Annotated in this window: 15 protein-coding genes and 1 pseudogene; 13 read left to right on the top strand and 3 right to left on the bottom strand. The window is 66.4% G+C overall.

Annotation, left to right across the window (positions count from 1 at the left end; all coding sequences use genetic code 11):
* The first annotated feature begins 796 nt into the window (after positions 1-796).
* Positions 797-9,703, top strand: coding sequence for an amino acid adenylation domain-containing protein (locus AB0M74_RS00370; RefSeq protein WP_364899984.1), 8,907 nt, complete (start codon positions 797-799; stop codon positions 9,701-9,703).
* Between the two features lie 233 nt (positions 9,704-9,936).
* Positions 9,937-10,500 (top strand): annotated as a pseudogene (locus tag AB0M74_RS00365) (phosphoribosyltransferase); the annotation flags it as partial.
* A 150-nt stretch (positions 10,501-10,650) separates the two neighbouring features.
* Here the strand turns inward: AB0M74_RS00365 and AB0M74_RS00360 are convergent.
* Both AB0M74_RS00360 and AB0M74_RS00355 read right to left on the bottom strand, forming a co-directional pair.
* Entirely contained in the window at positions 10,651-11,592 is a 942-nt protein-coding gene (locus AB0M74_RS00360; RefSeq protein ID WP_364899982.1) for an AMP-binding protein, read from the bottom strand.
* A 375-nt stretch (positions 11,593-11,967) separates the two neighbouring features.
* Complete coding sequence (locus AB0M74_RS00355; RefSeq protein ID WP_364899980.1) at positions 11,968-12,924, bottom strand: LysR family transcriptional regulator; 957 nt, start codon at positions 12,922-12,924, stop codon at positions 11,968-11,970.
* Positions 12,925-12,986: 62 nt separating this feature from the next.
* Here AB0M74_RS00355 and AB0M74_RS00350 point away from each other — a divergent pair, with 62 nt between their 5' ends.
* From AB0M74_RS00350 to AB0M74_RS00300, 11 genes are all read left to right on the top strand, one after another.
* On the top strand, positions 12,987-14,147 hold the full coding sequence (locus AB0M74_RS00350; RefSeq protein WP_364899978.1) for an XdhC family protein: 1,161 nt from the start codon (positions 12,987-12,989) through the stop codon (positions 14,145-14,147).
* A 57-nt stretch (positions 14,148-14,204) separates the two neighbouring features.
* Positions 14,205-15,095, top strand: a complete 891-nt coding sequence (locus tag AB0M74_RS00345) for a xanthine dehydrogenase family protein subunit M (RefSeq protein ID WP_364899977.1) — start codon at positions 14,205-14,207, stop codon at positions 15,093-15,095.
* Between the two features lie 2 nt (positions 15,096-15,097).
* Positions 15,098-15,616 carry a (2Fe-2S)-binding protein gene (locus AB0M74_RS00340; RefSeq protein ID WP_364899975.1) on the top strand — a complete coding sequence of 173 codons (519 nt, stop codon included), beginning with the start codon at positions 15,098-15,100 and terminating at the stop codon, positions 15,614-15,616.
* The gene (locus AB0M74_RS00335) at positions 15,613-18,003 is read left to right on the top strand and encodes an aerobic carbon-monoxide dehydrogenase large subunit (RefSeq protein ID WP_364899973.1); all 2,391 of its coding nucleotides are present in this window, start codon (positions 15,613-15,615) and stop codon (positions 18,001-18,003) included. The genes AB0M74_RS00340 and AB0M74_RS00335 overlap by 4 nt, the downstream gene beginning before the upstream one ends.
* Positions 18,004-18,017: 14 nt before the next feature.
* On the top strand, positions 18,018-18,911 hold the full coding sequence (locus AB0M74_RS00330; RefSeq protein ID WP_364899971.1) for an XdhC family protein: 894 nt from the start codon (positions 18,018-18,020) through the stop codon (positions 18,909-18,911).
* Positions 18,908-19,501, top strand: coding sequence for an NTP transferase domain-containing protein (locus AB0M74_RS00325; protein ID WP_364899970.1), 594 nt, complete (start codon positions 18,908-18,910; stop codon positions 19,499-19,501). The genes AB0M74_RS00330 and AB0M74_RS00325 overlap by 4 nt, the downstream gene beginning before the upstream one ends.
* A complete protein-coding gene (locus AB0M74_RS00320) occupies positions 19,498-20,385 on the top strand; it encodes a MoxR family ATPase (protein ID WP_364899968.1) in 888 nt (295 codons plus the stop codon). Before AB0M74_RS00325 ends, AB0M74_RS00320 begins: the two co-directional genes overlap by 4 nt.
* Positions 20,386-20,398: 13 nt before the next feature.
* Positions 20,399-21,049 (top strand): SRPBCC family protein, encoded by a 651-nt coding sequence (locus AB0M74_RS00315; RefSeq protein ID WP_364899966.1) that lies wholly within the window; start codon positions 20,399-20,401, stop codon positions 21,047-21,049.
* Complete coding sequence (locus AB0M74_RS00310) at positions 21,046-22,245, top strand: VWA domain-containing protein (RefSeq protein WP_364899964.1); 1,200 nt, start codon at positions 21,046-21,048, stop codon at positions 22,243-22,245. Before AB0M74_RS00315 ends, AB0M74_RS00310 begins: the two co-directional genes overlap by 4 nt.
* Positions 22,246-22,348: 103 nt before the next feature.
* The gene (locus AB0M74_RS00305) at positions 22,349-23,362 is read left to right on the top strand and encodes an alcohol dehydrogenase catalytic domain-containing protein (protein WP_364899962.1); all 1,014 of its coding nucleotides are present in this window, start codon (positions 22,349-22,351) and stop codon (positions 23,360-23,362) included.
* Positions 23,363-23,946: 584 nt separating this feature from the next.
* Positions 23,947-24,759 (top strand): DUF4344 domain-containing metallopeptidase, encoded by an 813-nt coding sequence (locus AB0M74_RS00300; protein WP_364899960.1) that lies wholly within the window; start codon positions 23,947-23,949, stop codon positions 24,757-24,759.
* Between the two features lie 155 nt (positions 24,760-24,914).
* On the opposite strand, the gene AB0M74_RS00295 is transcribed toward AB0M74_RS00300, so the two are convergent.
* Complete coding sequence (locus AB0M74_RS00295) at positions 24,915-25,340, bottom strand: excalibur calcium-binding domain-containing protein (RefSeq protein WP_364899958.1); 426 nt, start codon at positions 25,338-25,340, stop codon at positions 24,915-24,917.
* Positions 25,341-25,398 lie beyond the last annotated feature (58 nt).

The following is a 25,398-nucleotide window of genomic DNA, read 5'->3' as shown; positions in this document are numbered from 1 at the left end:
CTTGAACAATGAAGCGGTGCGAACAGGGAACTTTGTGTTTTGAATTCCAGGAATGCGAAATGTCACGCTAATTCGCACCCAATTGCGTACCCGCTCACGTCGAAGACATACGGCCAGAACTCACCGAATGAAGGAGGTCTATTCGGTGGCGGTTGTGTGCGCGAGAGAACAACATGCGCGCTGCATTGGTACTGCGCTCGGCGAATTCTCTCCGGGTTCGCGACGAGCGACCTCTTTGGTAGTCGTAATACTGGTCATGACGTAGTCGATGCGGAAAAGCATGAACCTCGCCTTGAGATCGAGCCTTGACGCCAGGGACGTGCTCCTGAAAACGACCGCTGATGCGCGTCGACGTGACCAGCAGAGAATTCTGGTCACCGAATGGCCTCGCTCGCTGCGCCGATGTCGATCGTGGCCGATCGAACACCGCATCCCCACCCTGTCGCGCGGTGATATAGCGCTCAGCAAGATCCGCGACGGCCGGTCACGCAGTGGTTTTCGTTTCTGGATCGACGAGATTTTTCGATCATTTCGGCACGGAGGTGAACTTCTCGCACACCGCATTTCGTTTTTGTCGTGTAACCCGTGAACATCGGTGGCACGATTCAGTGGTAGACAGGATTAGGTCCAGGGCAGGTCGTACGCCTGACAGGGCGAAGGATACGCCCCCCTCGGGTCATCCAGACGTGGCATCAGGATGTAAGACGCGTGCAGCGAGAGGTTCGAATGCGGCGATTTGCGGGAGCGTCCTTACACCCGGTGGTCGGTGGCAAGGAATAGCTCGAGCGAGGAACACATGCGGTACCGACCGGCGGATGTAGACACCGATCCCACGACGACACGGGATATGGAGGCCGGGCCGTTTCCGCTCTCGGCGGCGCAGCGTGGTATCTGGTTCGCACAGCAGGTCGCCGGTTCCGTGCCGATCTCCATGGCTCAGTACATCGAGAGCATCGGCGACATCGACCTCGATGCCATGATCGCTGCGAGTTGTCGCGCCGGCCGTGAGTTCGGCACCGGCTACCTGCGCCTGATCGAGATCGACGGCATCCCGTACCAGATCGTGGACCCGACGATGGAGACCGAGCAGGCGATCATCGATCTGCGCGCGGAACCGGATCCGATGCGAGCGGCCCGAGAATGGATGCACGCGGACTACACCGCGCCGCTGGATCTCCTGCACGATCGCCTGGTGAAGGGCGCGGGTCTGCGCATCGGCGAGGACACCTGGCTGTGGTACTGCCGGATCCACCACATCGCGCTGGACGGCTACGCGGCCGCAACGATGGTCGGCCGGATCGCCGAACTCTACACCGCCGCCGTCAACGGGACGCCGGTGCCGCCGTCGCGGGCGCAGTGCCTGACCGACATCGTCGCTGCTGACGCCGCCTACCGCGATTCCGAGCGCTTCCACTCCGACGGTGCGTATTGGACCCAGCGGCTGGACGGGGCACCGGCCGCGGTGAGCCTGTCCGGCGCGGTGGCGGTGGCGGATGCGCATCCACTTCTGGTGAGCGCGACGCTACCGAAGGAGACCGCCGAGTTGCTCGAATCGGTGGCTCGGGCGGCAAACTCGAGCCCGGCGCCGGTTCTGGTCGCCGCGTTCGCGGCGTATCTATCCCGAGTCACCAGCGGCGCCAGGGACAGCGAGAGCGACGATGTGTTGCTGAGCCTGCCTATTTCGGCGCGCACCACCGCCGCACTGCGTCACTCCGGCGGCATGGTGGCCAATGTGGTGCCACTGCGCATCACCATCGACGAAGAGATCACGGTCGGCGCGGCCATCCGCGCCACTCAGCATGAACTCACCGGCGCGCTGCGCAGGCAACGCTATCGCCAGGAAGACATCTTCCGAGACCTCGGCTTCGCGAGCGATCAAGTCGCGAGCTTCGGCCCTTCGGTCAACATCATGGCGCTCGATACCAAGGTGGTCCTCGGCGAAGCCGTCGGTCGGCTGCGAGTGCTCACCTCGGGGGTCATCGACGACCTGTTCGTCAATCTGTATCCGGGCATCGGTGGCGAGAGCACCAATATCGACTTCCAAGCCAACCCGAATCTCTACACCGAGGCGGAACTGGCGCGCCACCATCGGCGGTTCGTCGGCTACCTGCACCGGTTCCTCGCGGCCGGGCCGCAGCGGCCGGTATCGTCGGTAGAACTGCTCGACCCCGGCGAGTACGCCCAGCTGACGCCCGTGCGGGGAGCGGATCCGGTTGCGCCGCAATCGTTCCCGGAGCTTCTCGCACTGGGGGCGCGCCGTAATCCGCACGGTGTCGCGGTTGTCTCGGACGAAACACAGCTGACCTACGCCGAGCTCGATGCGCAATCGACCCGGCTGGCCCGGCTGCTCATCGCGCGCGGTGCGGGCCCGGAACGCGCGGTCGCCATCGTGATCGCACGGTCCGTGCGGTCGGTACTCGCGGCGTCCGCCGTGGCGAAAACCGGTGCGGCCTTCGTCCCGATCGACCCGATGTTGCCCGCGGATCGGATCGCCCACATGCTCGCCGATTGCGGCGCGAGCATCGGATTGACCGTCGCCGAGGCGCAGGCAGGGCTGCCTGTCGGCATCGACTGGCTCGTCCTGGACGACGCGCGCGTCGACACGTTGTGCGCACGGCAGAATGCGGCCCCGATCACCGACACCGACCGTCGCGCCCCGGTCCGCCTCGACAACACCGTGTATGTGATCTACACCTCCGGATCCACCGGATTGCCCAAGGGCGTAGCCGTTACCCATCGCGGACTGGCAACGTTGGTCGCCGAGTCGCGCCGCGCGTTGAACGTCGATGTGACATCCCGTCTCGGGCACGCGGATTCGCCCAGTTTCGACTCCTCCATCGAGGAACTGCTCGTGGCCTTCGCCTGTGGCGCCACCTTGGTGATCGTGCCGCCGCAGGCCTACGCGGGACCGGAGTTCGCCGCGGTACTGCGCAGCAACGACGTCACCCAGCTCTCGATCGCCCCGGCGGTGCTCGCTTCGATCGACCCCGCCGAGGTACCCGCGCTGCGTGCGGTGGTCGTCGGCGGGGATGTGTGCCCGGTAGATGTGGTGTCGCGTTGGGCCTTCCGGGTTCGCCTGGTGAACAGCTACGGGCCCACCGAGGCCACCGTCGCGGCGACAATGACCGACCCCATGCACCCGGATGCTCCGAACGCGATCGGTGGGCCGATGCCCGGGATGACGGCTGTCGTTCTCGACCGCCGACTCCGTCCCGTCCCGGTGGGCGTCGCCGGTGAGCTGTATCTGACCGGACCCGGCCTGGCCCGCGGCTACCTCGGCCGATTCGCCCTCACTGCGGCACGTTTCGTCGCCGCGCCGTTCGCCGCGTCCGGCACCCGGATGTACCGCACCGGTGACATCGCGCGGTGGGCCGACCACGGCCTTGGCCTCGAGTTCCTCGGCCGCAGCGACTTGCAGGTCCAGATTCGCGGCCTGCGCATCGAGCCAGGCGAGGTGGACAGCTGCCTGGAACGGCATCCGGAGGTGGCCATGGCGGTCACTGTCCCCGCCACCACACCGGCCGGCGGTACTGTGCTCGTCTCCTATGTGTCGCCCAAGCCGGATTCGGCGCCGGACCCGGCCGAGTTGACGATCTTCGTCGCCGATTTCCTGCCGGACTACATGGTGCCCTCGGCCGTGGTGCTGCTCGCGGCGCTGCCGTTGACCACTGCGGGCAAGGTGGATCGCTCCGCACTGCCTGCCCCGGATTTCGGTGCGCACGAACAGGTCTCGCGCCCGCCCGCGACATCACGCGAACACCTGCTCGCCAGACTGTTCGCGGAGGTCTTGCGCTTGGACGAGGTGGGAGCGGAGCAGAGTTTCTTCGCACTCGGCGGCGACAGCATCGTCTCGGTACAGCTGGTCGCGCGGGCGAACGCGGCCGGTCTCGCGTTCACCGCGCGGGATGTGTTCGAGCGCAAGACCGTTGCCGGCTTGGCCGCCGTCGCCACCGAGGTAGCTGGTGCGGCACCGATACTGGAGGAGCTACCCGGCGGCGGCATCGGCGTGATAGCGCCGATGCCGATCGCCGACGAGGTACTGGCGCACGGCAACTTCGACCACTTCGCCCAAGCGGTGCTCGTCGAACTCCCACCGGGCATCGATCATGCCACTCTGACCGCCACCTTGCAGGTGGTCATCGACCACCACGACGTGCTGCGGTCCCGGCTGGACCGGACCGGCGAGACGTGGACGATGGTCACTCGGCCGGTCGGCACGGTGCGTGCCGAATCCGTGTTGCGGCACAGCCGCTTCGATTCCGTCGTCGATCGGGCCGAGTCCGACCGTGGGCCCGCCGCAACATCGGACGGGGTCGCCGGTCGAGAAGTGCGTGCGGGCCTCGATATTTCGGGTCGATCGGGTGCCGGCAGCGGCGAGCGTGCCACCCAGGACACCGCTGCTGGAGACGGCAGCTGGGCCGCTCGAAAGTTGCGGATCGCCGCCGACGAGCTGGATCCGGCCGCCGGCGAAATGGTGCGGGCCGTGTGGCTGGAACGCAGCGGGGATCGAACTGATTCGTTGTGGCTGGTGCTGCACCATCTGGTGGTCGACGGGGTGTCGTGGCGGATCATCCTGCCCGACCTGGCACACGCGTGGGCGCAGCTGATGGCGGGGCAGCCGCCCGCGCTGGAACCGGTCGGCACCACGCTGCGCCGTTGGGCGCGGGCGCTGGCCGACGAGGCGGTACACCGGGTCCGGGCCGCCGAATTGCCTTTCTGGCGGGAGGCGCTCGACCTGCGTGACGCCGGTCTCGATGTGCGGCAGCTGGATCCGGTCCGCGACACCGCGGCGACTATGGGTCGTATCGATATCCGGGTGCCCGCGGACATCGCGGCGGCTGCGCTCGGCACTGCTGTGGAACGCTTCCACGGCGGCGCCAACGACGTGCTGTTGACCGCGCTCGCATTGGCGGTGTCCCGCTGGCGAGCAGAACGCGGCGCGGTGGAGACTGCACACACGCTGGTTGCGCTGGAAGGCCACGGCCGTGAGGAGGACGCCGCCCGCAACGCGGCATCCCGCGGCGGCGCAGACGTTGCACCCGGATCGAGTGCCGACCCGGGGGATGCTGATGTGAGTCCTGCTGTCGCACGGGGGGATACACCTGCGCCGAGGGCGGATCTTGCCCGCACCGTCGGCTGGTTCACCACGGTGTTCCCCGTCGACCTCGATCTCAGCGGGATCGACATCGACAATGCCTTCGCCGGTGGCTTGCATGCCGGCCGGGCGATCAAGCAAATCAAGGAGCAGCTGCGCGCAGTGCCGGACAACGGCATCGGCTACGGCTTGCTGCGCCACCTCAACCCCGACACGGCGACCGTGCTGGCCGACCTGCCCGCCCCGCAGATCGGCTTCAATTATCTCGGCCGAGTCCCTACCCGGGGTCTGTCGGGGCCGTGGCTGCCCCGCCCGGCGATTTCCGGTTCCGGCGCACCGTTCGCGGTCACCCGGGATGCTGCGATGGCGTTGCCCGCGGTGGTCGATGTCGATGCGATGTCCGACGGCGACGAGATCGCCGCCACCTGGACTTTCGCCGCCGAGATCCTTCACACCGACGAGGTCGAGGCGCTGGCGCACCTCTGGGTCGAGGCGCTCGGCGCGCTGGCCCGACATGCCGAAGAGGTCGAGACGGGCGGACACACCCCGTCGGACTTCCCGCTCGCCGCCTGCACACAGCGGGATATCGACGGCTGGGAGCGGCAATACCCGACGTTGGCCGATGTGTGGCCGCTTTCGCCGCTGCAGTTCGGACTGTACTTCCATGCGTGTTTCGACAACGGTGTCGACGACTATGTAGTGCAGCTCGTACTGTCACTGGCGGGAACTGTCGACGATGATCGGCTGCGTCGCGCCGCGGCCGCGGCGCTGGCTCGCCACGACAGTCTGCGGACCGCATTCGTGGCCTCCGACGGCGGGGTTCGACAGCTCGTCGTCGGGTCGGCCGAGATCGACTGGCGCACCACCGACCTGGCGTGGCTACCGGAGGACTCGGCACGCGCCGAATACGAAAGACTGGTCGCCGAGGACGCGACAATGCGCTTCGATCTGGCACATCCGCCGCTGCTACGACTGCACTTGATCCGCCTCGGAGCCCAGACCTATCGCTTGCTGTTCACCAACCACCACATCGTGCTGGACGGCTGGTCGACGCCGCTACTGGTGCGGGAGCTGCTGACCTTGTATGCGACCGACGGCGATACGCGCGGACTGCCAGCCGCACCGTCCTATCGGGAGTTTCTGGCCTGGCTCGCGACACAGGACACGGAAGCGACCAGAAACGCGTGGGCACAGACCCTCACGGGGATCGACGCACCGACCCTGGCGGCCGCGGCGGGCTCTCCCGCAGCAGCGGCCGGTGCGGTGTCGTGCGAGATCGACACCCGAACAGTGGCTGGGCTGCGGGAGTTTTCCCGCACCCTGGGCGTCACCGTGAACACCGCCGTGCAGGCCGCATGGGCACTGGTTCTCCGCGCGCGCACCGGCCACGACGACGTCGTCTTCGGCGCCACGGTCTCCGGTCGCCCACCCCAGCTTGCCGATGTGGAATCGACCATCGGCCTGTTCATCAATACGGTTCCGGTCCGGGTGCGGCTGGACCCGAGCCTGACCATCGCCGAACTGTTGTGCCGCATCCAATCCGAGCAGGCCGCATTACTCGACCATCAGCACGCCGATTTGGTCGACACCCTCGATGTTGTCGGGCATCGCGAATTATTCGACACCGCAATTGTGTTCGAGTCCTATCCGCTCGATCGACAGGCGCTGGCCGAGATGCCCGACATTGCCGGTATGCGGGTGCTCGACGTCACCGCCACCGACAGCACGCCCTATCCGCTGTGTCTGCAAGTACTGCCGCGCCGCACCGACGACGCCGATGGCGAGCGGACCGAAACGCTGAAGGTGACGTTGAAGTACCGCAGGGGCGTCATGGACACCCCGCTGGCAGCCGGGTTGCTCGACCATTTCGAGGGGCTGCTGGCACAACTCGCCACTGGCAACAGGACAAAGCTGGCCGCCCTCCATCCGGCCGCGGCGGTGGCGATGGTGTCAGGACCGCCCGCGCCGGAACCGCAGACGCTGCCCGCGATCCTCGATGCGGTCGTCACCCGCGCACCCGAGACGATCGCGCTGTCGTGCAATGGCATCCACCTGACCTACCGCGAACTGGACCTGCGCTCGAATCAGCTGGCTCGATTGCTGCTCGAGCACGGCGCAGGCCCCGACAGGCGGGTGCTGCTCGCCCTCGCCCGCTCGGTGGAATCGGTGGTGTCGGTGTGGGCTGTCGCGAAGACGGGATCCGCGTTCGTCCCGCTCGATCCCGGCCATCCGGCCGACCGGATCGCCTACCTCGTCGCCGATGCCAGGGCCGATCTCGGCCTCACCACCACCGGCTGTCGCGCGAAGCTGCCGGATGCGGTGGACTGGCTGCAACTCGATGATGTCGCCACCGCGGCTGCCTCGGTCACCCGCTCGACCGCGCCGATCACCGACTGCGAGCGGGGCGGCGGGATACACCCGGATCAGGCCGCCTATCTGATCTACACCTCCGGTTCCACCGGCACGCCGAAGGCGGTGCAGATCGGGCACCGTGGCATCGCGGGTGTCGTTGCCGCACAACAGAAATCGCTGCTCGTTGATTCCGCCGCGAGCGTCCTGCATGTGGCGTCGCCGAGTTTCGACGCTTCGATGTTCGAGCTGCTGATGGCGCACGGATCCGGTGGGCGGATGGTGGTGGCGCGCCCGGAGGTGTATGCCGGTGCGGCACTGGAAGATCTGTTGCGCGACGAACACGTCAGCCACGTGGTGATTACCCCATCGGTGCTGTCCACCATGGAGCCGACCAATCTACCCGACCTACAGGTGCTCGCTGTCGCGGGCGAGGCATGCGGTCCGGAACTGGTGGCCGAGTGGGCAACCGGCCGTCGCATGCTCAATCTGTACGGCCCGAGCGAATTCACTATCTGGGCAACCGGAAGCGAACTGGCTGCCGACGAGCCGGTCTCCATCGGCACCCCGATCTGCGGCACGGCTGTGCTGGTGCTGGACTCCTGGCTGCAGCCGGTGCCCGCGGGCACGGTCGGTGAACTGTGGCTGGCCGGTCCTGCGTTGGCGCGCGGCTATCTGGACCGGTGCGGCCTGACCGCCACGCGTTTCGTCGCGAATCCGTTCGACACCGCGGGCGCGCGGATGTACCGCACCGGGGACCTGGTGCGCTGGCGCGCGGATGCCCGCACGCTGGAATATGTGGGCCGCATCGACTTTCAGGTGAAGATTCGCGGCCTGCGGGTCGAACTCGGCGAAGTCGACAGCGCACTTACCGGGCTGCCGGAGATCGAGTTCGCGATCACCACCGGGCAGGAAGGCCCGGCGGGCGCCACCCTGCTGGTTTCCTACGTACTGCCCACCGACGGGGTGCGGTTGGATATCGATGAGGTACGCCGCCGGATCGCTTCGGCGCTGCCCGCCTCTATGGTGCCCGCCGTCATCGTCTCGCTGGACAGCATTCCGATCACACCGGTCGGCAAACTCGACCGCGCTGCCCTGCCTGTACCGGACCTACGCGCCGCGCCGCGCCGCGCCCACCGGGCGCCACGGACCGACCGCGAGCGGACCATCATCGATGTATTCGAAAAGGTGCTCGACATCGAAGGCATCGGTATCGACGATTCCTTCTTCGATCTGGGTGGCAATTCACTGAGCGCGGTCATGACGGCACGGCTGCTCGGGGCGGCCTTGCACACCGAGGTCACGGTGCTGGCCGTGTTCACCGATCCGACAGTCGCCGGCTTGGCCGAACGCATCGACAAGGGCGCGGCGGGACCGAAGGAAACCGCCGCAGCGATGCGAGCGGCCGTGGAGGTGGTGCTGCCGATCCGAGCCAGAACCGAGGGCATCGACCTGCCACCGCTGTTCTGTGTAGCACCCGCCTCGGGCGTGGCCTGGTGCTATGCCGGGCTCGGCGCGTATGTCGACCCGCGCCGCCCGATCTACGGGCTGCAGTCGCCGACATTGGCGGCCGGACCCGGCGGCTGCGGTCCGGCGACCATCGGTCAGTACGCCGACCGCTATGTGCGCGAGATCCGCAAGATCGCGCCGCGCGGCCCGTACGAGCTGTTGGGCTGGTCCTTCGGCGGATTCGTCGCGCACGAGATGGCGGCACGGCTGCGGCGCGCCGGTGAGCATGTGCGGCTGGTGTTGCTCGACACCGATCTGGCGGTGCGGCACCTCGAGCCACCCGATCAGCTCACCCCCGGTCAATTCGTCCACAAGTTCGGCCCGATGCTCGGCCTGCCCATCGAATCGAGCGCACTGAGTGCGACGGCGGCCGCCGCGGCACTCCGGCACAGTCCGGCGGGCGCACTCGACGTGACCGGCGCCGACCTGGAGCGGTGGACCGCCTCCTACAACGCGGCGGTGCGCATGGTCGAGTGCCACCATCCGCGGCGATACGACGGCGATCTGGTCTTCTTCGCCGCGGCACGCGACCACGAGGGCGCCGTGAAGGCCGATCCGAACACCGCGGCACGGCGTTGGCGCAGGCATATCGCGGGAACCGTAGCCACCTATCAGCTCGACGTCACGCACGACGAGATGACCACGCCCGAAGTGCTTTCCGAGATCGGTCGAGTGCTCGAGGAACACACTCACGGAAGCGGGTCCGACTTCGTGCGACATGCGGTGGGTGCGCTGTCGCGCGGACGGTGATCCGCCGAGCGCCGCCTACCGCGCCGGGCGGTTTCCGATCCAGTCGCTGGCTTGCCGCAGCGGGATTGCCCTACCTCTTGCGCATGACCGACTGGTCGAGTACTCCAAATACCAGGAGGTGTTCGATGCCGCCCTCTGCATCCGATCCTTTGACGTGGTCCGACGAGGTCACCGTGCCGTCGGAGTCTGTCCGGCTGACGGGGCTACTGGCCGTCCCGCAGAACTCCGCCGCTCTGATCGTCTTCGCGCACGGGAGCGGTAGTGGTCGGCGCAGTCCGAGGAACAGATTCGTCGCTGATGTACTGAATCGTGCGGGATTCGCGACGATGCTGGTCGACCTGCTTACCGCGGACGAGGAGGGAGATCGTGCCCGCGTTTTCGATATCGAGATGCTCGCCCATCGTCTCGTCGACGTCACCTGCTGGCTGCGCACGCGGCCTGCAGTCAGCGGCCTTCTCACCGGATATTTCGGGGCGAGCACCGGAGCGGGTGCCGCTCTGTGGGCGGCCACCGAACCCGGTATCGAGGTTGCCGCCGTCGTCTCTCGAGGCGGCCGCCCCGACCTGGCCGGTCCACGGCTGGCGCTGGTGCGCGTACCGACGCTGCTTATCGTCGGCGGTAACGACAAGCGAGTACTGGAACTGAATCGAGAGGCCCGGCTGCGAATGCCGTGTCCGAGCGAGATCGATGTTGTTCCTCTCGCGACACACCTGTTCGAAGAGCCCGGCGCACTCGAGCAGGTGGCGGATCTGGCCCTCGACTGGTTCCGCCGTCATCTCAGCGTGGCGCGGCCCTGAACACGGTCACTCCGCACCAGGAGGGGCCGAACGTGTCACCTCCGATGAGCCTCACGCGTCGTGGAGCAGGTCGCCATGCATTCGCGGGATTTGGTGGCCGGCCGTTTCCATCGAGAGGCCCGACCGGAACGCTCCGGACAGCGGCCCGAATCAGCTTGCCCGGCAAGCGAATTCCGACGGTGTCCGTCTTGCGGATTCCGGTGACCAGTACGAGCGTACGCGTGCGGGAACTTCGGAGACATAACCGTCGATGATCGGTATTCCGTAGCGGTGTTCGAATTCGGTCAGCAGTTCGATGCCTGCCGGAGCCTCGCCGCAGATGGCGAATCGTACCGATGAGGTGTTCGGTCGAATTTCGTCGGGCAGACCCGACAGCAGTGCATACGTGGTCGGGACTGCGGAGATGTATGTGGCACGGTTGCGCTCGATTCGGTCGACGAACGTCTTCGGGCTGAAGGCCATGGTGGCGTGGCCACCGGCCAGTAGCGGTGACAAGGTGCCGACCACGATGCTGTTGACGTGAAACAGCGGCAGGGTCAGCAGGCTGTGGTCGGCTCCGGTGAGTTCGAATGCCTCGATCACCATGGAGCACATGGCGTTGAGGTTGGCATGGTCGACCGTCACGCTGTTGGGTTTGTCCATGGTGCCGTTGGTACAAATGAGCAGCGCCAGTGTGTCGTTGCGAGGCTGTGCGGGTTCCACGGCATCGGGTTCTGCGGTGGTGAGATCATCGGCGGGTATGACGGCGTGGACCGGAGCGCCGGTGGCGGGCGGCCCTGCGGTGATCAGGGCTTTGGCGCCCGTGTCGGTCAGCTGGCGGTCGGCCTCTGCGGCGGTCAGCGACGGGTCGATAGGGGTGACCGTGGCACCCACACGCCAGGTAGCGAACAGGGATACGACAAAGGCAGCAGTGTTGGGCAACATGATTGCGACCACGTCGCCGCTCGAGACTCCCGCGGCGCGCAGGGTACCGGCGGCGCGCCGCACAGCGTCCAAGAATCCTGTGTTGTTCAGGTCGGTGCTGTCGTCGGCGACGGCGGCTGCGTCCGGTGCGGCGGCGGCGCGACGGTCCGGGAGAGTCGAAAGATTCATGAGCGGTCCTCAGGACGGGGTCAGGGCATGACGACAACGGTAGAAATCATGCGGTCGCTCGGCACCGTCGCGCATGAATGAAATTCACGGCGGGCATTGTCACCGGAGGACAATCTCGACCTCGCCGCGTTGCCTCAGCAATCGCGATGTATCTACGATGGTGACGAATTTTCGTCGCGACGGTAAGACTGGTGTGCGAGGATCGCCGCGCGACTGAACGAGCGGGTGACGATTCGGGCACGATGATAGGCACCCTCGCCGCGGGCATCGACGGCTGCTGCTACCCCCAACGCACGCCACTCGTCATGCGTGTGACCGGCCCAGTGTGACCCATCGAAGCAGGAGCGGACCCGCAGTCCACCGCAGTGCCCGTGTTCAACTCCACAGCGTCACATGCACTTTCGGGCGGAACCGCGTCACGCCTACGCCGGACCCGCGGATCATTGCCTGCATGCAGCGCGGGGTAGTGATGAACCGGAGCAGTTCCGATACCGCGGGCTGGCGGGTGTCCGGGGGCAGGGTGGTCGCGCACCACTCATCGGATACCTGAAGGCCGGGTCCCTTGATGTGGCTCAGCCGACGGGCCGCGAGGTCGGAGGCAACGGCGAAGCCGATCGTCAGGGTGACACCCCCGACACGGCGGACTTCTTCGAGGGCGGCAGCATCGCTTTGGAAGATGCGCTGGTGTGATTCGGGAATGGCCAACTCGCGCAACATTGTCGCGATGTGCCCGTCGACACTGCCAGCGCCAGGGCCCAGCATCCACTGTTGCTCTCGCAGCAGCGCTGGGCGCGGTGCGACATCCGCAAGTGGGCTGTCGGGGCGCGCGACCGAAATGATCTGATACTTCAGGAACGGCCGGGCGGTGATGGTCGTGTCGGTGCTGTCCTGCCCTGGTCCCAGCGCGATGTCCACCGCCCTGGACTCGATCAGGCTGCGGAACTGGCTGGTGGGATGCACACTCAGCTCGACCGACAGATCCTTCGCCCGCGCCGCGAACAGGTCGATGAGCCCGGGCGCCGCATGTTCGGCGAACGCGCTCGAAGCCGCGATGCGCAGCAGTCGTCGGCCGTGCGCCGCCTCGCTCACCTCGATGGCGGTCTGGCGCTGCAGACCGAGAATCTCGATTGCCCGGCTGGCCAGACGCAGCCCGCCGGGCGTGAAAGCCAGACCCGACGCCACGCGGGTGAACAGGCGGTCGTCGAGTTCCTTGCGCAGCTGGGCGATGTGCGTCGAGACACCGGCATCCGACATCCCCAGCTCTCTGGCCGCCGCATGGACGGAGCCGAGCCGCACCACGGTCGAGTAGGCCCGAAGCTGGGCGGGCGTCACAATTCGAGTCTACGTTGGAGGTGGACGCACCGCCGACAGCCGCATAGTGCCTGGAGGACATCGTGCAGGACGTGCTCACCGATCTGATGACAACCTGGAACGCCGGGGGCACCGCTGGGGTCGCGACAGTCGTGCGGACCTTCCGTTCGTCGCCACGACCGCCGGGTGCGGCCATGGTGGTCGCCCCGGATGGGACGGTCAGCGGTTCGGTCTCCGGTGGCTGCGTCGAGGGCGCGGTCTACGAACTCGCCGCCGACGTCGTCCGGACCGGTCGTCCGGTGCTGCAGCGATACGGCCTTTCCGATGACGACGCCTTCGCCGTCGGTCTCACCTGCGGAGGAATCATCGACATCTTCGTCGAAGCGATCTCACAGGAGACGTTCCCGGAACTCGGCGAGGTCGCCGCGGACATCGCCGACCAGCGGCCGGTCGCGATCGCGACCGTTATCGAGCACCCCGACACCGCGCGGGTAGGGCGACGACTGCTGATCCGGTCGAGTGATGCGCGGGGCACGCTGGGGTCGAACCGTGCCGACGATGCGGTGTTCGATGACGCGGGTGGGCTGCTCGCGGCCGGCCGCAGCGAGGTGCTGTCCTACGGTCCGGACGGGCAGCGCCGCGGCGAGGGCATGGCGGTGTTCGTCGCCAGTTATGCCCGACGGCCACGAATGCTGGTGTTCGGGGCGATCGATTTCGCCGCCGCCGTCGCTCAGCAGGGATCGTTCCTCGGGTACCGGGTGACAGTCTGTGACGCGCGGCCGGTCTTCGCGACCTCCGCCCGGTTCCCGACCGCCGACGAGGTCGTCGTCGACTGGCCGCACCGCTACCTGGCCGCGCAGATTGCGGCAGGCGCGGTCGATTCGCGGACCGTCGTCTGCGTGCTGACCCACGATCCCAAGTTCGACGTTCCGCTGCTCGAGGTGGCACTGTGCGCGCCGGAAATCGGCTATGTCGGCGCCATGGGGTCGCGCCGCACACACGACGAGCGACTGTCCCGGTTGCGACAGGCCGGCCTCACCGACGAGCAGCTCGCCCGGCTCGCCAGCCCGATCGGGCTGGATCTGGGTGGCCGGACGCCGGAGGAGACCGCCGTGTCCATCGCGGCCGAGATCATCGCACGCCGCTGGGGCGGACGCGGGCGCTCACTTGCCCAAACCGGCGGCCGAATTCATCACACACCGGTCGTGAACAGCGAATTAAGTGATTCCTTAACTCGCTCTTGACGACCGCATCGGCGGGGCAGAGGCTGATCTCATTCCCGCTGATGTGAGGTCGATCACATGCAAGTTCCTGGGCCATTCGAGTACGAGCGCGCAACGGGCGTGGACCACGCCATCGGACTACTGGACCGGTTGGGGGAGGAGGCGCGCGTCGTCGCGGGCGGGCACAGCCTGCTGCCGATGATGAAGCTGCGTCTGGCCAATCCGGAATACCTCATCGACATCAACGACTTGGCGGCCGAGCTGGGTTACATCGTCACCGATCCGACCCTGGTGCGAATCGGTGCGATGGTCCGGCATCGGAACTTGCTCGAATCAGACCGCCTCGCCGCGGTGTGCCCGATCTTCCGTGACGCCGAGCGCGTGATCGCCGATCCGGTCGTGCGCAACCGCGGCACGATCGGCGGCTCGCTGTGCCAGGCCGATCCCGCCGAAGATCTCACCACGGTCTGCACGGTCCTCGGTGCCACCTGCCTGGTCCGCGGACCGTCCGGCGAACGGGAGATCACGATGGACGACTTCCTGGTCGGTCCGTACGAAACTGCTATGTCGCACAACGAAATTCTCATCGAGATCCGAATTCCCGTACGGCATCGGACATCGAGTGCCTACGCGAAAGTGGAGCGTAGGGTCGGCGACTGGGCGATCGCGGCGGCCGGCGCGACGGTGACACTGCGAGAGGGGGCAATCGCCGCCGCGCGGATGGGTCTCACGGCGGTCAACCCCGATCCGGTGGCGCTCGCATCCTCGGTGGATGTGCTTCTCGGTGAGCCGCCCACCGAGAAGGCCTTCGCGGAGGCGGGCCGCCGGGCGAGCGCAGCGTGCTCACCTGCCTCCGATGCGCGCGGCAGCGCGGACTACAAACGTCATCTCGCGTCCGAACTGACGATTCGCGTGCTGCGCACCGCGGTCGAGCGCGTGCTGAATTCTCCTGCGCTGGAAGGGAATTAGCCATGCAGGTAACTATGACCGTCAACGGCGAGTCGGTGACCGCGGAGGTCGAGCCGCGAACCTTGCTCGTGCATTTCCTGCGAGACCAGTTGCGGCTCACCGGAACCCACTGGGGTTGCGACACCAGCAACTGCGGTACCTGTGTGGTGGAAGTCGACGGCGAACCGGTGAAGTCGTGTACGATGCTGGCCGTCATGGCCGGCGGTCGTGCGGTACGCACTGTCGAGGGGCTCGAGGTGGACGGCCAACTCGATCCCGTGCAGGAGGGCTTCATGCAGTGTCACGGGTTGCAGTGTGGATTCTGCACGCCCGGCATGATGATCACCGCCCGCGCCCTGCTCGACCGCAACCCTGATCCGGATGAGCAGACCATCCGGGAGGCGATCTCGGGCCAGATCTGTCGCTGTACCGGATATACCACCATCGTGCGGTCGATCCAGTGGGCCGCGGCGAAGCAACGAGGCGAAGCGGTGGAGCCCGAACCCGTTGCCACACCGGCGCCGATAAAGAGCGCGTCATGACCGCCGTCGAGTCCCGGCCCGAAGACCGTGTCGACAACGACCACAAGCCGTGTGGTCACGGCAGGATGCTGCGCAAGGAGGATCCACGGTTCATTCGCGGACGCGGCAATTACGTCGACGATGTGTCGCTGCCCGGCATGTTGCATTTGGCTATCCTGCGTTCCCCGTTCGCGCACGCGCGGATCGTGAGCGTCGATGTCTCCGCGGCACAAGCACATCCGAAGGTCAAGGCAGTGGTCACAGGTGCGGATCTGGCGGCGAAGGGACTGGCCTGGATGCCGACGCTGTCCAACGATGTGCAGGCGGTGCTGGCGACGGACAAGGTCCGGTTCCAGGGCCAAGAGGTGGCCTTCGTCGTCGCCGAGGACCGCTACTGCGCGCGTGATGCGTTGGAGCTGATCAACGTCGAGTACGAGATGCTCGATCCGGTGATCGACGCTCGGACCGCACTGGCGCCCGATAGGCCGGTGATCCGCGATGATCTCGAGGGCAAGACCGACAACCGGTGTTTCGACTGGGAGACCGGCGACGCCGCCGCGACCGAGGCGGTGTTCGCGCGCGCCGATGTCGTCGTCAAGCAGGAGATCGTGTATCCGCGAGTGCATCCCGCCCCGATGGAGACCTGCGGGGCCGTCGCGGATCTCGATCCGGTGACGGGAAAGCTCACGCTGTGGTCCACGAGCCAAGCACCGCATGCCCACCGCACGCTCTATGCGTTGGTGGCCGGACTGCCCGAGCACAAGATCCGGGTGATCTCACCCGATATCGGCGGCGGGTTCGGCAACAAGGTGCCCATTTATCCGGGATACGTCTGCGCCATCGTCGGGTCGCTGTTGCTGGGCAAGCCGGTGAAGTGGATGGAGGATCGCAGCGAAAACCTCACCAGTACCGGGTTCGCCCGCGACTACATCATGGTCGGCGAGATCGCCGCCACCGCCGAGGGGAAAATCCTGGCCATCCGGTCGACCGTCCTCGCCGATCACGGCGCGTTCAACGGTACGGCCGCTCCGTTGAAGTATCCGGCCGGCTTCTTCGGCGTCTTCACCGGTAGTTACGACATCGAAGCCGCCTACTGCAAGATGACCGCGGTCTACACGAACAAAGCCCCTGGCGGCGTCGCCTACGCGTGCTCGTTCCGGATCACCGAGGCCGTCTACTTCGTCGAGCGGTTGGTGGATTGCCTCGCCTACGAACTGAAAATGGATCCAGCCGAGCTGCGGCTGCGGAATCTTCTTCGCCCCGAACAGTTCCCGTACACCAGCAAGACAGGCTGGGTCTACGACTCCGGCGACTACGAGAAGACCATGCGCCTGGCGATGGACATGATCGGCTACGACGCCTTACGCAAGGAGCAGCAGGGCAAGCGCGCCCGCGGCGAGTTGATGGGCATCGGGATGTCCTTCTTCACCGAGGCCGTCGGCGCGGGTCCACGCAAGGATATGGACATCCTCGGACTCGGTATGGCCGACGGGTGCGAGCTGCGTGTGCACCCGACCGGCAAAGCTGTTGTGCGCATATCGGTTCAGACCCAGGGTCAGGGGCATGAGACGACGTTCGCCCAGATCGTCGCCGAAGAACTCGGCATCCCGCCGGACGACATCGACGTGGTGCACGGCGACACCGATCAGACTCCGTTCGGCCTGGGCACCTACGGCAGCCGGTCGACACCGGTCTCGGGCGCCGCTGCCGCACTGGTGGCGCGGAAGGTGCGCGACAAGGCGCGGATCATCGCGTCCGGCATGCTCGAGGTCTCCGTCGCCGACCTCGAGTGGGAGAAGGGCTCGTTCCACGTCAAGGGTGATCCGTCCGCGGCCGTGACAATCCAGCAGATCGCGATGCGCGCACACGGCGCCGGTGATCTGCCCGAGGGCATCGAGGGCGGACTCGACGCGCAGATCTGTTACAATCCGGAGAATCTCACCTACCCGTATGGTGCGTACTTCTGTGTTGTCGATGTCGACCCGGGGACGGCGGTGGTAAAGGTCCGGCGCTTCCTAGCTGTCGACGACTGCGGCACCCGGATCAATCCGATGATCATCGAGGGCCAGGTGCACGGCGGCCTCACCGACGGCATCGGCATGGCGCTGATGGAGATCATGGCCTTCGACGAGGACGGCAACTGCCTCGGCGGATCCCTGATGGATTACCTCATCCCGACGGCGCTCGAGGTTCCGCATTTCGAGACCGGGTACACGGTCACCCCGTCGCCGCACCACCCGATCGGTGCCAAAGGCATCGGCGAATCGGCCACGGTCGGATCACCGCCGGCGGTGGTCAATGCGGTGGTGGATGCCCTGGCGCCGTTCGGAGTTCGGCACGCGGACATGCCGCTGACACCGTCGCGGGTGTGGGAAGCGATGCAGGGGCGGGCCACACCGCCCATCTGAGTGAGGGATCACCGATGAAGATGACCGAGCGCGCACAGCAACTGGTCCGCACCCGGACTCCGTTCGTGCAGGCAACCGTCGTGCGCGCACAGCAGCCGACCTCGGCGCACGCCGGGGATGAGGCGATCCTGTTGCAGGACGGGACGATCGAAGGCTTCGTCGGCGGCCAGTGCGCCCAGAACTCGGTCCGTAAGGCGGCGCTGGGTGCGCTGCAGTCGCACGAGAGTGTGCTACTGCGCGTGCTACCCGACGGTGACCTGCATTTTCCTGAAGCGCCCGGCGCGGCGGTGGTGGTGAATCCCTGTTTATCCGGCGGAGCGCTGGAGATCTTCCTCGAGCCGCAGATCCCGGCGCCGCTGGTGGGTATCTGCGGCGCGACACCCATCGCCGACGCCTTGGCCAACGCGTGCGAATTGGTGGGTTTCGGGGTCCGGCGCGGTGTTGCGGAATTCGACTCGATGGAGTCGCTGGCCGATACGACGGCGGTGGTGATCGCCAGCCACGGTGGCCCGGAGGCCGCGATGATCCGGGTCGCGCTGGACGCGGGTGTGGGGTATGTCGGGTTGGTGGCCAGCAGGATTCGGGGCGCGTCGATCCTCGACGAACTCGAATTGACCGACGCGGAGCGGACTCGTGTGCGTACCCCGGTGGGTTTACCGATCGGCGCGAAGACATCCGGGGAGATCGCCGTCTCGATTGTCGCGGAAGTGATCCAGGCGGTCCGAAAGGGTGGCCTGGTCGTCACACCCCGCGGGGCGAATGTCGCGGTCGAGGTGCTCGATCCAGTGTGCGGCATGACGGTGACGGTCGGGCCGGACACGCCACATCTCATTATCGACGATGTCGACTACTGGTTCTGCAGCTCCGGCTGCCGCGCCTCCTTCGCAGCGACGAAGACAGGATCATGACGAACGGGGTCGTCACCGGAGTGGTACTCGCCGCCGGCACCTCACGGCGTCTAGGCACTGCGAAACAGTTACTGTCGTATCGGAATACGACGGTTCTCGGTGCCACCCTCGACGTAGTGCGATCCTGCGCCTTCGATCAGATCATCGTCACCCTCGGCGGCGCGGCGGCGGCGGTGCGTCAGCAGGTCGATCTCACCGGGGTGAAGATTGTCATGGCGGATGACTTCGATTCGGGCTGTTCGTCTTCGCTGCGTTCGGCCCTGAGCTCGGTGCATCCCCGGGCTGCTGGAATCGTGCTGATGCTCGGTGATCAACCGGGTGTGTCGGCGGCGACCGTCGACCGACTGATCGCCGAGGGAATGTCCACCGCGATCACGGTCTGCCACTACCACGACGGCATCGGGCATCCATTCTGGCTGAGTCGCAGCATATTCGGCGAGTTGGCCCGGTCGCACGGCGACAAGGCCGTGTGGAAGATCATCGAGGCGGGCCGCGTCCCGGTGTCGCGACTCGACATCGACGCACCGATGCCCTTGGACGTGGACACCTGGGACGACTATGAGCGCCTGCGCGCCGCGACCTCACCATGATGTCACCGTTCGAAGATATCGAGGATGTGATGCGACGGTTCGACGCCGACGACTACCTGCTCGATACCGGAACAGCCGCCGCCTTCTATCTGGCCACCACATTGGGACGGCCACTGCTGCTGGAAGGTGAACCGGGAGTGGGCAAGACGACGGCGGCGAAGACCCTGGCCACCGTGCTCGGCGCACCGCTGATCCGCCTGCAGTGTTACGAGGGCCTCACCGTGAGCGAAGCGCTGTACGACTGGAACTACCAACGTCAACTGCTCAGCATCCGGCTCGCCGAGGCGCGGGGCACCGACCTCACCGAAGCCGACCTCTTTACCGAGGCATTCCTGGTGGACCGCCCGATCCTGCGCTGCGTGCGGTATCGCGGTCCAATGCCCCCGGTGCTGTTGATCGACGAAATCGACCGTGCCGACGACGAATTCGAAGCTCTGCTGCTCGAATTCCTCGGTGAGGCCACGGTGACCGTTCCCGAACTCGGGACCTTTGTCGCCGAACACCCGCCGACCGCGGTGCTGACCTCGAACCGCAGTCGCGACCTGCACGACGCGCTGCGACGGCGCTGCCTCTACCACTGGATCGACTACCCAGCGCCGGCCCGCGCGGTGGCGATCGTGCGACGCACCGTGCCCGGGGCAACCGACGCACTGATCGAGCACGCCACCCGATTCGTCGGCCGCGCCCGCGATCTCGATCTCGACAAACCGCCCGGTGTCGCCGAGACCATCGACTGGATCGCCGCGCTGGCGACGCTCGACGTCGCCGATCTCACCGCACCGGAGGCGGTCGCCGCGCTCAGCGCACTGGCGAAGACACCCGACGACCGCACCACCGTGCAGGCGGCATTCGTCGAGTACACCCAAGGCCTGGCTACCGGATGAGAGGGACACGTCGATGAAGATCGCCAATGAGTTCACCGTCAACGCACCCGTCGAGCAGGCATGGGAGGTACTGACCGACCTCGAACAGGTGGTCCCGCTCATGCCAGGCGCACAAATGGTCGGCTGGGAGGGAGACGACTTCCTCGGCAAATTGAAGATCAAAGTCGGCCCGGTGATCAGCGAATTCACTGGGAAGGCACATTTCGTGGAACGCGACGAACACGACCATCGGGCCGTTATCAACGGCAGCGGCCGGGATTCACGCGGATCCGGCAACGCAGCGGCGACCATCATCACGCAGCTGCGTGAAGACGGCGACAAGACCCGCGTCACCGTGGACACCGACCTCAAGATCGTCGGCAAGCTTGCCCAATTCGGCAGCGGGATGCTGCAGCAGGTGTCCGAGAAACTGGTCGGTCAGTTCGTGGCAGCCCTGGAAGCGAAACTCGCGGTGGGCGATTCGGTCGTCACCCAGCCGGTGGTCGGGCCGGACAGCCGAGGGATGCGGCCGCAACCGGCCGCACAATCAGAACCGGCACCACTCGATCTCGTCGATTTGGTCGGGCCCGCGATCATCAAGAAGTATGCGCCTGCGATCGCCTTCGGGGTTGCCGCCGCGGTCGCAATTGTCTTGGTACGCAAGCTGATGCGTAGGAAGCGATGACACGGGCAGTGCTGCTGCGGGGTGTCGACCTGGCTGCATTCGCGGTCGCGGTGGTTGCACGGCTGCGGCGTGGCGGCGTCGCGGTGGCGCCGAGCGGGTCCGCGCTGTTCGTGCGTGCCCTGCGCCGCATGGCGCCGCGGTCGCGCACCGAATTCTACTGGGCCGCGCGACTCACGCTCGTCGATCGCATGCAGGATCTCGCGGCCTTCGACGCGGTCTTCGCGACAGTGTTCGCCGACGCGGTGTTGGGCGTGGACCCGCCGAGCCGAACGGGTGGACTACCGACCGATCGCGCGTCGGCACCGCGTGTCAGCGGCGGTGGGCAGTCGCAGCAAAGCGGCGAAGTCCCTTGGGCGACAATGCGATCGGCTATCGATGCCGGTGGATCGACCGACCAGAGTGTGACACTGCCGGACATGCTGCCGAGCCGGTTCGCGGCGCGAGCACAGGAACCGTTCGACCACTTCGATCCGGACGATCTGCGAACGGTCGGAACCTGGCTGGAGCAGGCGTCGGCGCACTGGCCGCAGCGCAGCAGCAGGCGCTACGAAAACCATCCGCACGGCAAGCGGATCGACTTCCGGGCGACGATGAACAACTCCCGGCGCACCGGTTGGGAGTCGGCGGTGCTGGTCCGCACTCGGCCCCGGCGCCGCCCCCGCCGAATCGTCATGATCTGCGACGTCAGCCGCTCGATGCAGCCGTATTCGACGATCTACCTGCACCTGATGCGGGCCGCGATGCAGCGCCGTTCGCCCGATCGCCCCGAGGTGTTCGCCTTCTCCACCTCGCTGACCAGGCTGACCTCGGTGCTGGCGCACCGTTCGCCGGAGGTCGCGGTGGCCAGGGCCAACGACAAGGTGGTCGACCGCTACGGCGGCACGCACATAGGCCGATGCCTCGGCGCGCTGCTCGCCACGCCGCCCGGCAACGCGGTGCGCGGCGCCGTCGTCGTGATCGCATCGGATGGCTGGGACAGCGACACTCCTGATGTCCTCGCCCGTGCGATGGCCAGGATTCGACGCCGGGCTTGGCGCGTCATTTGGCTCAATCCCCGTGCGGGCGACTCCCGATTCCGACCGGCCACCGGTGCGATGGCGGCAGCCCTGCCATACTGCGACATCATGATGCCCGCGCACACGCTGGCGGGCATGCATGCGTTCATCCAAGACCTGGCATCGGCGATTGTCACCTGATGGCCGGACGGCCGTTGGAGAATTGCCGGCGCCGCTGCCTCGATCCCGCTGCGGTGAGGCCCTCGCCGCTCCTGACCGCTCCCCGAGGAAAGCGAGGAAATCGATGTCTACTCATCAGGCTGTTCACGTGCAGTCCGCAGGTGCGGCGTTGAAACTCGTCGATGTCGAAACGACCTCACCGCCTCGCGACCATGTGCGCCTCGCGGTTTCGGCGTGTGGGATCTGCGGCACCGACCGTGCGTTCGTCGGCGGCGCGTTCCCGGACACGGCATGGCCGCTAACACCCGGGCATGAGATCGCAGGCACGATCGCCGAACTCGGCGCCGATGTCGACAACTACGTCGTCGGTGACCGTGTCGCTGTGGGCTGGTTCGGTGGACACTGTGGTAAGTGCATCCCATGCCGGAACGGCGACTTCATCCACTGCCAGAACTTGCAGGTTCCCAGCTGGCAATACCCCGGCGGCTACGCCGAGTCGGTGACTGTACCGGCCAACGCACTGGCCCGCGTCCCCGACGAGCTTTCCCTCACCGAGGCCGCACCGATGGGTTGTGCCGGAGTCACCACTTACCACGCGCTTCGCGAATCCAGGGCGGTGCCCGGCGACCGCGTGGCCATTCTGGGAATTGGCGGACTGGGTCACCTCGGCGTGCAGTTCGCGCGCGCGATGGGCTTCGAAACGATTGCGATAGCCCGCGGCCACGACAAAGCCGAAGACGCCAGCGCTCTCGGCGCCCACCGCTATATCGACTCGACCGCCGGCGACGTCAGCGAAGCATTGCGCGGGCTCGGCGGTGCGTCGGTCGTGCTGGGCACCGTGGGCAGCGCCACAGCGATGGCCCAAACGGTAGGTGGACTGCTGCCGCGCGGTGAACTCATCGCCATCGGCGTCACGACCGAGGCATTCCCGATCAGCCCGATGCAGCTGATCGTGGCCGGACTCAGCGTCACCGGCCACGCCTCCGGCACTGCGCGCGATATCGAGGAAACGATGCAATTCGCCGTCCGATCCGGCGTGCGGGCGCGAATCCAGGAACGGCCACTGGACCAAGCCGCCGAGGCGTATGCCGCGATGGAACAAGGACGAGCCCGATACCGCATGGTCCTCACGGTCTGAGCGCTCCCGCTCGGCCGCAATGTAATTCCGCTCCGACAGCAACGAATCCGAACCTGCGATCATGCCTCCACTGCGCCGGCGAACCGCTGCCGCATTCCGAGGTGTGCAGCGCTTCAGGCTGGCCTCATCAGCGTCCGAAAGCTCGTGAGTTATGTAGCAGCAACACAAATATTCCCAAGGAGCGGCGTGCGAAACCGACGCGTCAACGACCAAACGCCGCCCTGCGACGGAGGCCTCTCTCGCTCGCGCACTCGACTCGGATAACTTAGCTAATTGCAGTTCAGAGCACAATTTCTCGGTGACGGCCACGATCGACCGACGGGTCGGAGAAGGTGTCGGTTCGCGACGACGCCTGAGTGATGCGACGCAAATCCGCCGTGCCGAGCACTCGCGCTTGCTACTATCTAGCAAGCTTCGAACTCTGCGGTGTGGAGAGGCGGATTGCAATGGTTCCCACATGGTGCCGACGGGCAGGGGCGGTGGCGATCCTGATTGCGGCGACCGCGGCGTGTTCGTCGAACAAGGAGGGAAAGCCGGAGCCACCTGGCTCTGCAGGGACTGCAGGCACAGCGACTGTGAGCCAGGTGCCGGACACCGGAAAGTTCGTGCCCAAGTACGACCGTGCGATGCTTTCGCAACTGGCCAAGGACGGCAAGACCGTCACTCAAGACAACAAGGTCATCGAAGACCTTGCCGAGTCCCTGGGCGCGGTGTACAAGCTGCCCAAGGACATTCCCGTCGTCGGCAAGGAATGCGGAGAATTCAACGCATACTGGGATCCGGAGAAGCAGGAGATTGTCCTCTGCTATGAGATGTTCGGGGTTGCCGAGAAATATGCGAAGCTGCAGTCCGAGGGAACGCCTGGTTACTTCAACCTGTACTTCGACGGCGTCACGCGCATGATCACCTTTCACGAGTCCGCGCATATGGCGATCAACCTGTATTCGCTGCCGACAACGGGACGCGAGGAGGACTCTGCCGACCAGCTCGGGGCGCTGCTCGAGTTGACCACTCCCGGCCCCGTCGGCGTCGGTAGCGTGGCCGCCGCGGCCGACTTCTGGTTCGACATCTCCGATGATCCGGCGAGTCTCGACGCGCGCACCTTCGCCGACGAACACTCACTCTCCCAGGTACGCGCCTACAACCTGCTGTGCTGGGATTACGGCGCCCTACCCAGCGCGCTCGGCGTTCTGTTGGCACAACCGGACGAGCCTGAGCAAAAAGGCCGCCTGCCCTACCAGCGTGCCGCCGGGTGTGTCGACGAATACAACAGAATGCGATCCGCGTGGGAGACCCTTCTGAAGCCCACTATCAAGGTCAAGCTCGGCATTCCCGAGACCATGAGCACCACTTCCGCGCACGCGACACCTTCCACCACAACCACCCCTACGCGGTAGGTGAAACGCATTCCGACTGTGTCCTGCCCCCGATCCGCGCCGCCTCGACGACGCAACAGCGCACGCGGTCGGCTCGGACACGCGCGATAACTGTCACCGCACCCGCTCCCCGAGCAAGGGTGTGGCGCAGCGGCTTTCGGTGTCTGTGCAGGGCTTTACTCGCAGGCGACGCCGTCGTTGTCGCGGTCCAGTTTCGAACTGTAGCCGGGTTCGCCTCGTCGTAGCGGCGCGGCGCCCGCCGCCCGAGCTGCGGCGCAGTTCGGGTAATAGACACTGGGAGGCGCAGGGGTTGTCGGCCCCAGCGCCGTGGCTGGAGGTGCGGCCGGCGCGGGCGCCGCAACAGGCGGTACGGGCGCAATGATCCCTGGTGGCGTGGCTGGTGTAGTCGGTATCACCGAAGCGGTTGTCACCGAGATGGTTGCCGTCGGGGTAGGTGTCGCGCGGGTGGCGGGTGCCGTCGAGGTGGTGAGCCGCGCGTTGGTTGACGGTGGCGACGTGGCCTGGGTGCCACACGCCGAAGCTGCCGGCGTGACTGCCACGAAAGCGATGAGGACGACGGCATGTCGCCGTGTTATTGCCATGGTTGCCCGATTCCGAGGTAGAGGCGCGCGTCCCGGGCGCCGGCTTCGGTAGGCCGCT

Source organism: Nocardia sp. NPDC051463, assembly GCF_040681975.1.
Classification (GTDB): domain Bacteria; phylum Actinomycetota; class Actinomycetes; order Mycobacteriales; family Mycobacteriaceae; genus Nocardia.
The sequence above is the reverse complement of the archived record's forward strand: the minus strand, read 5'-3'. Positions and strand labels throughout refer to the sequence as shown.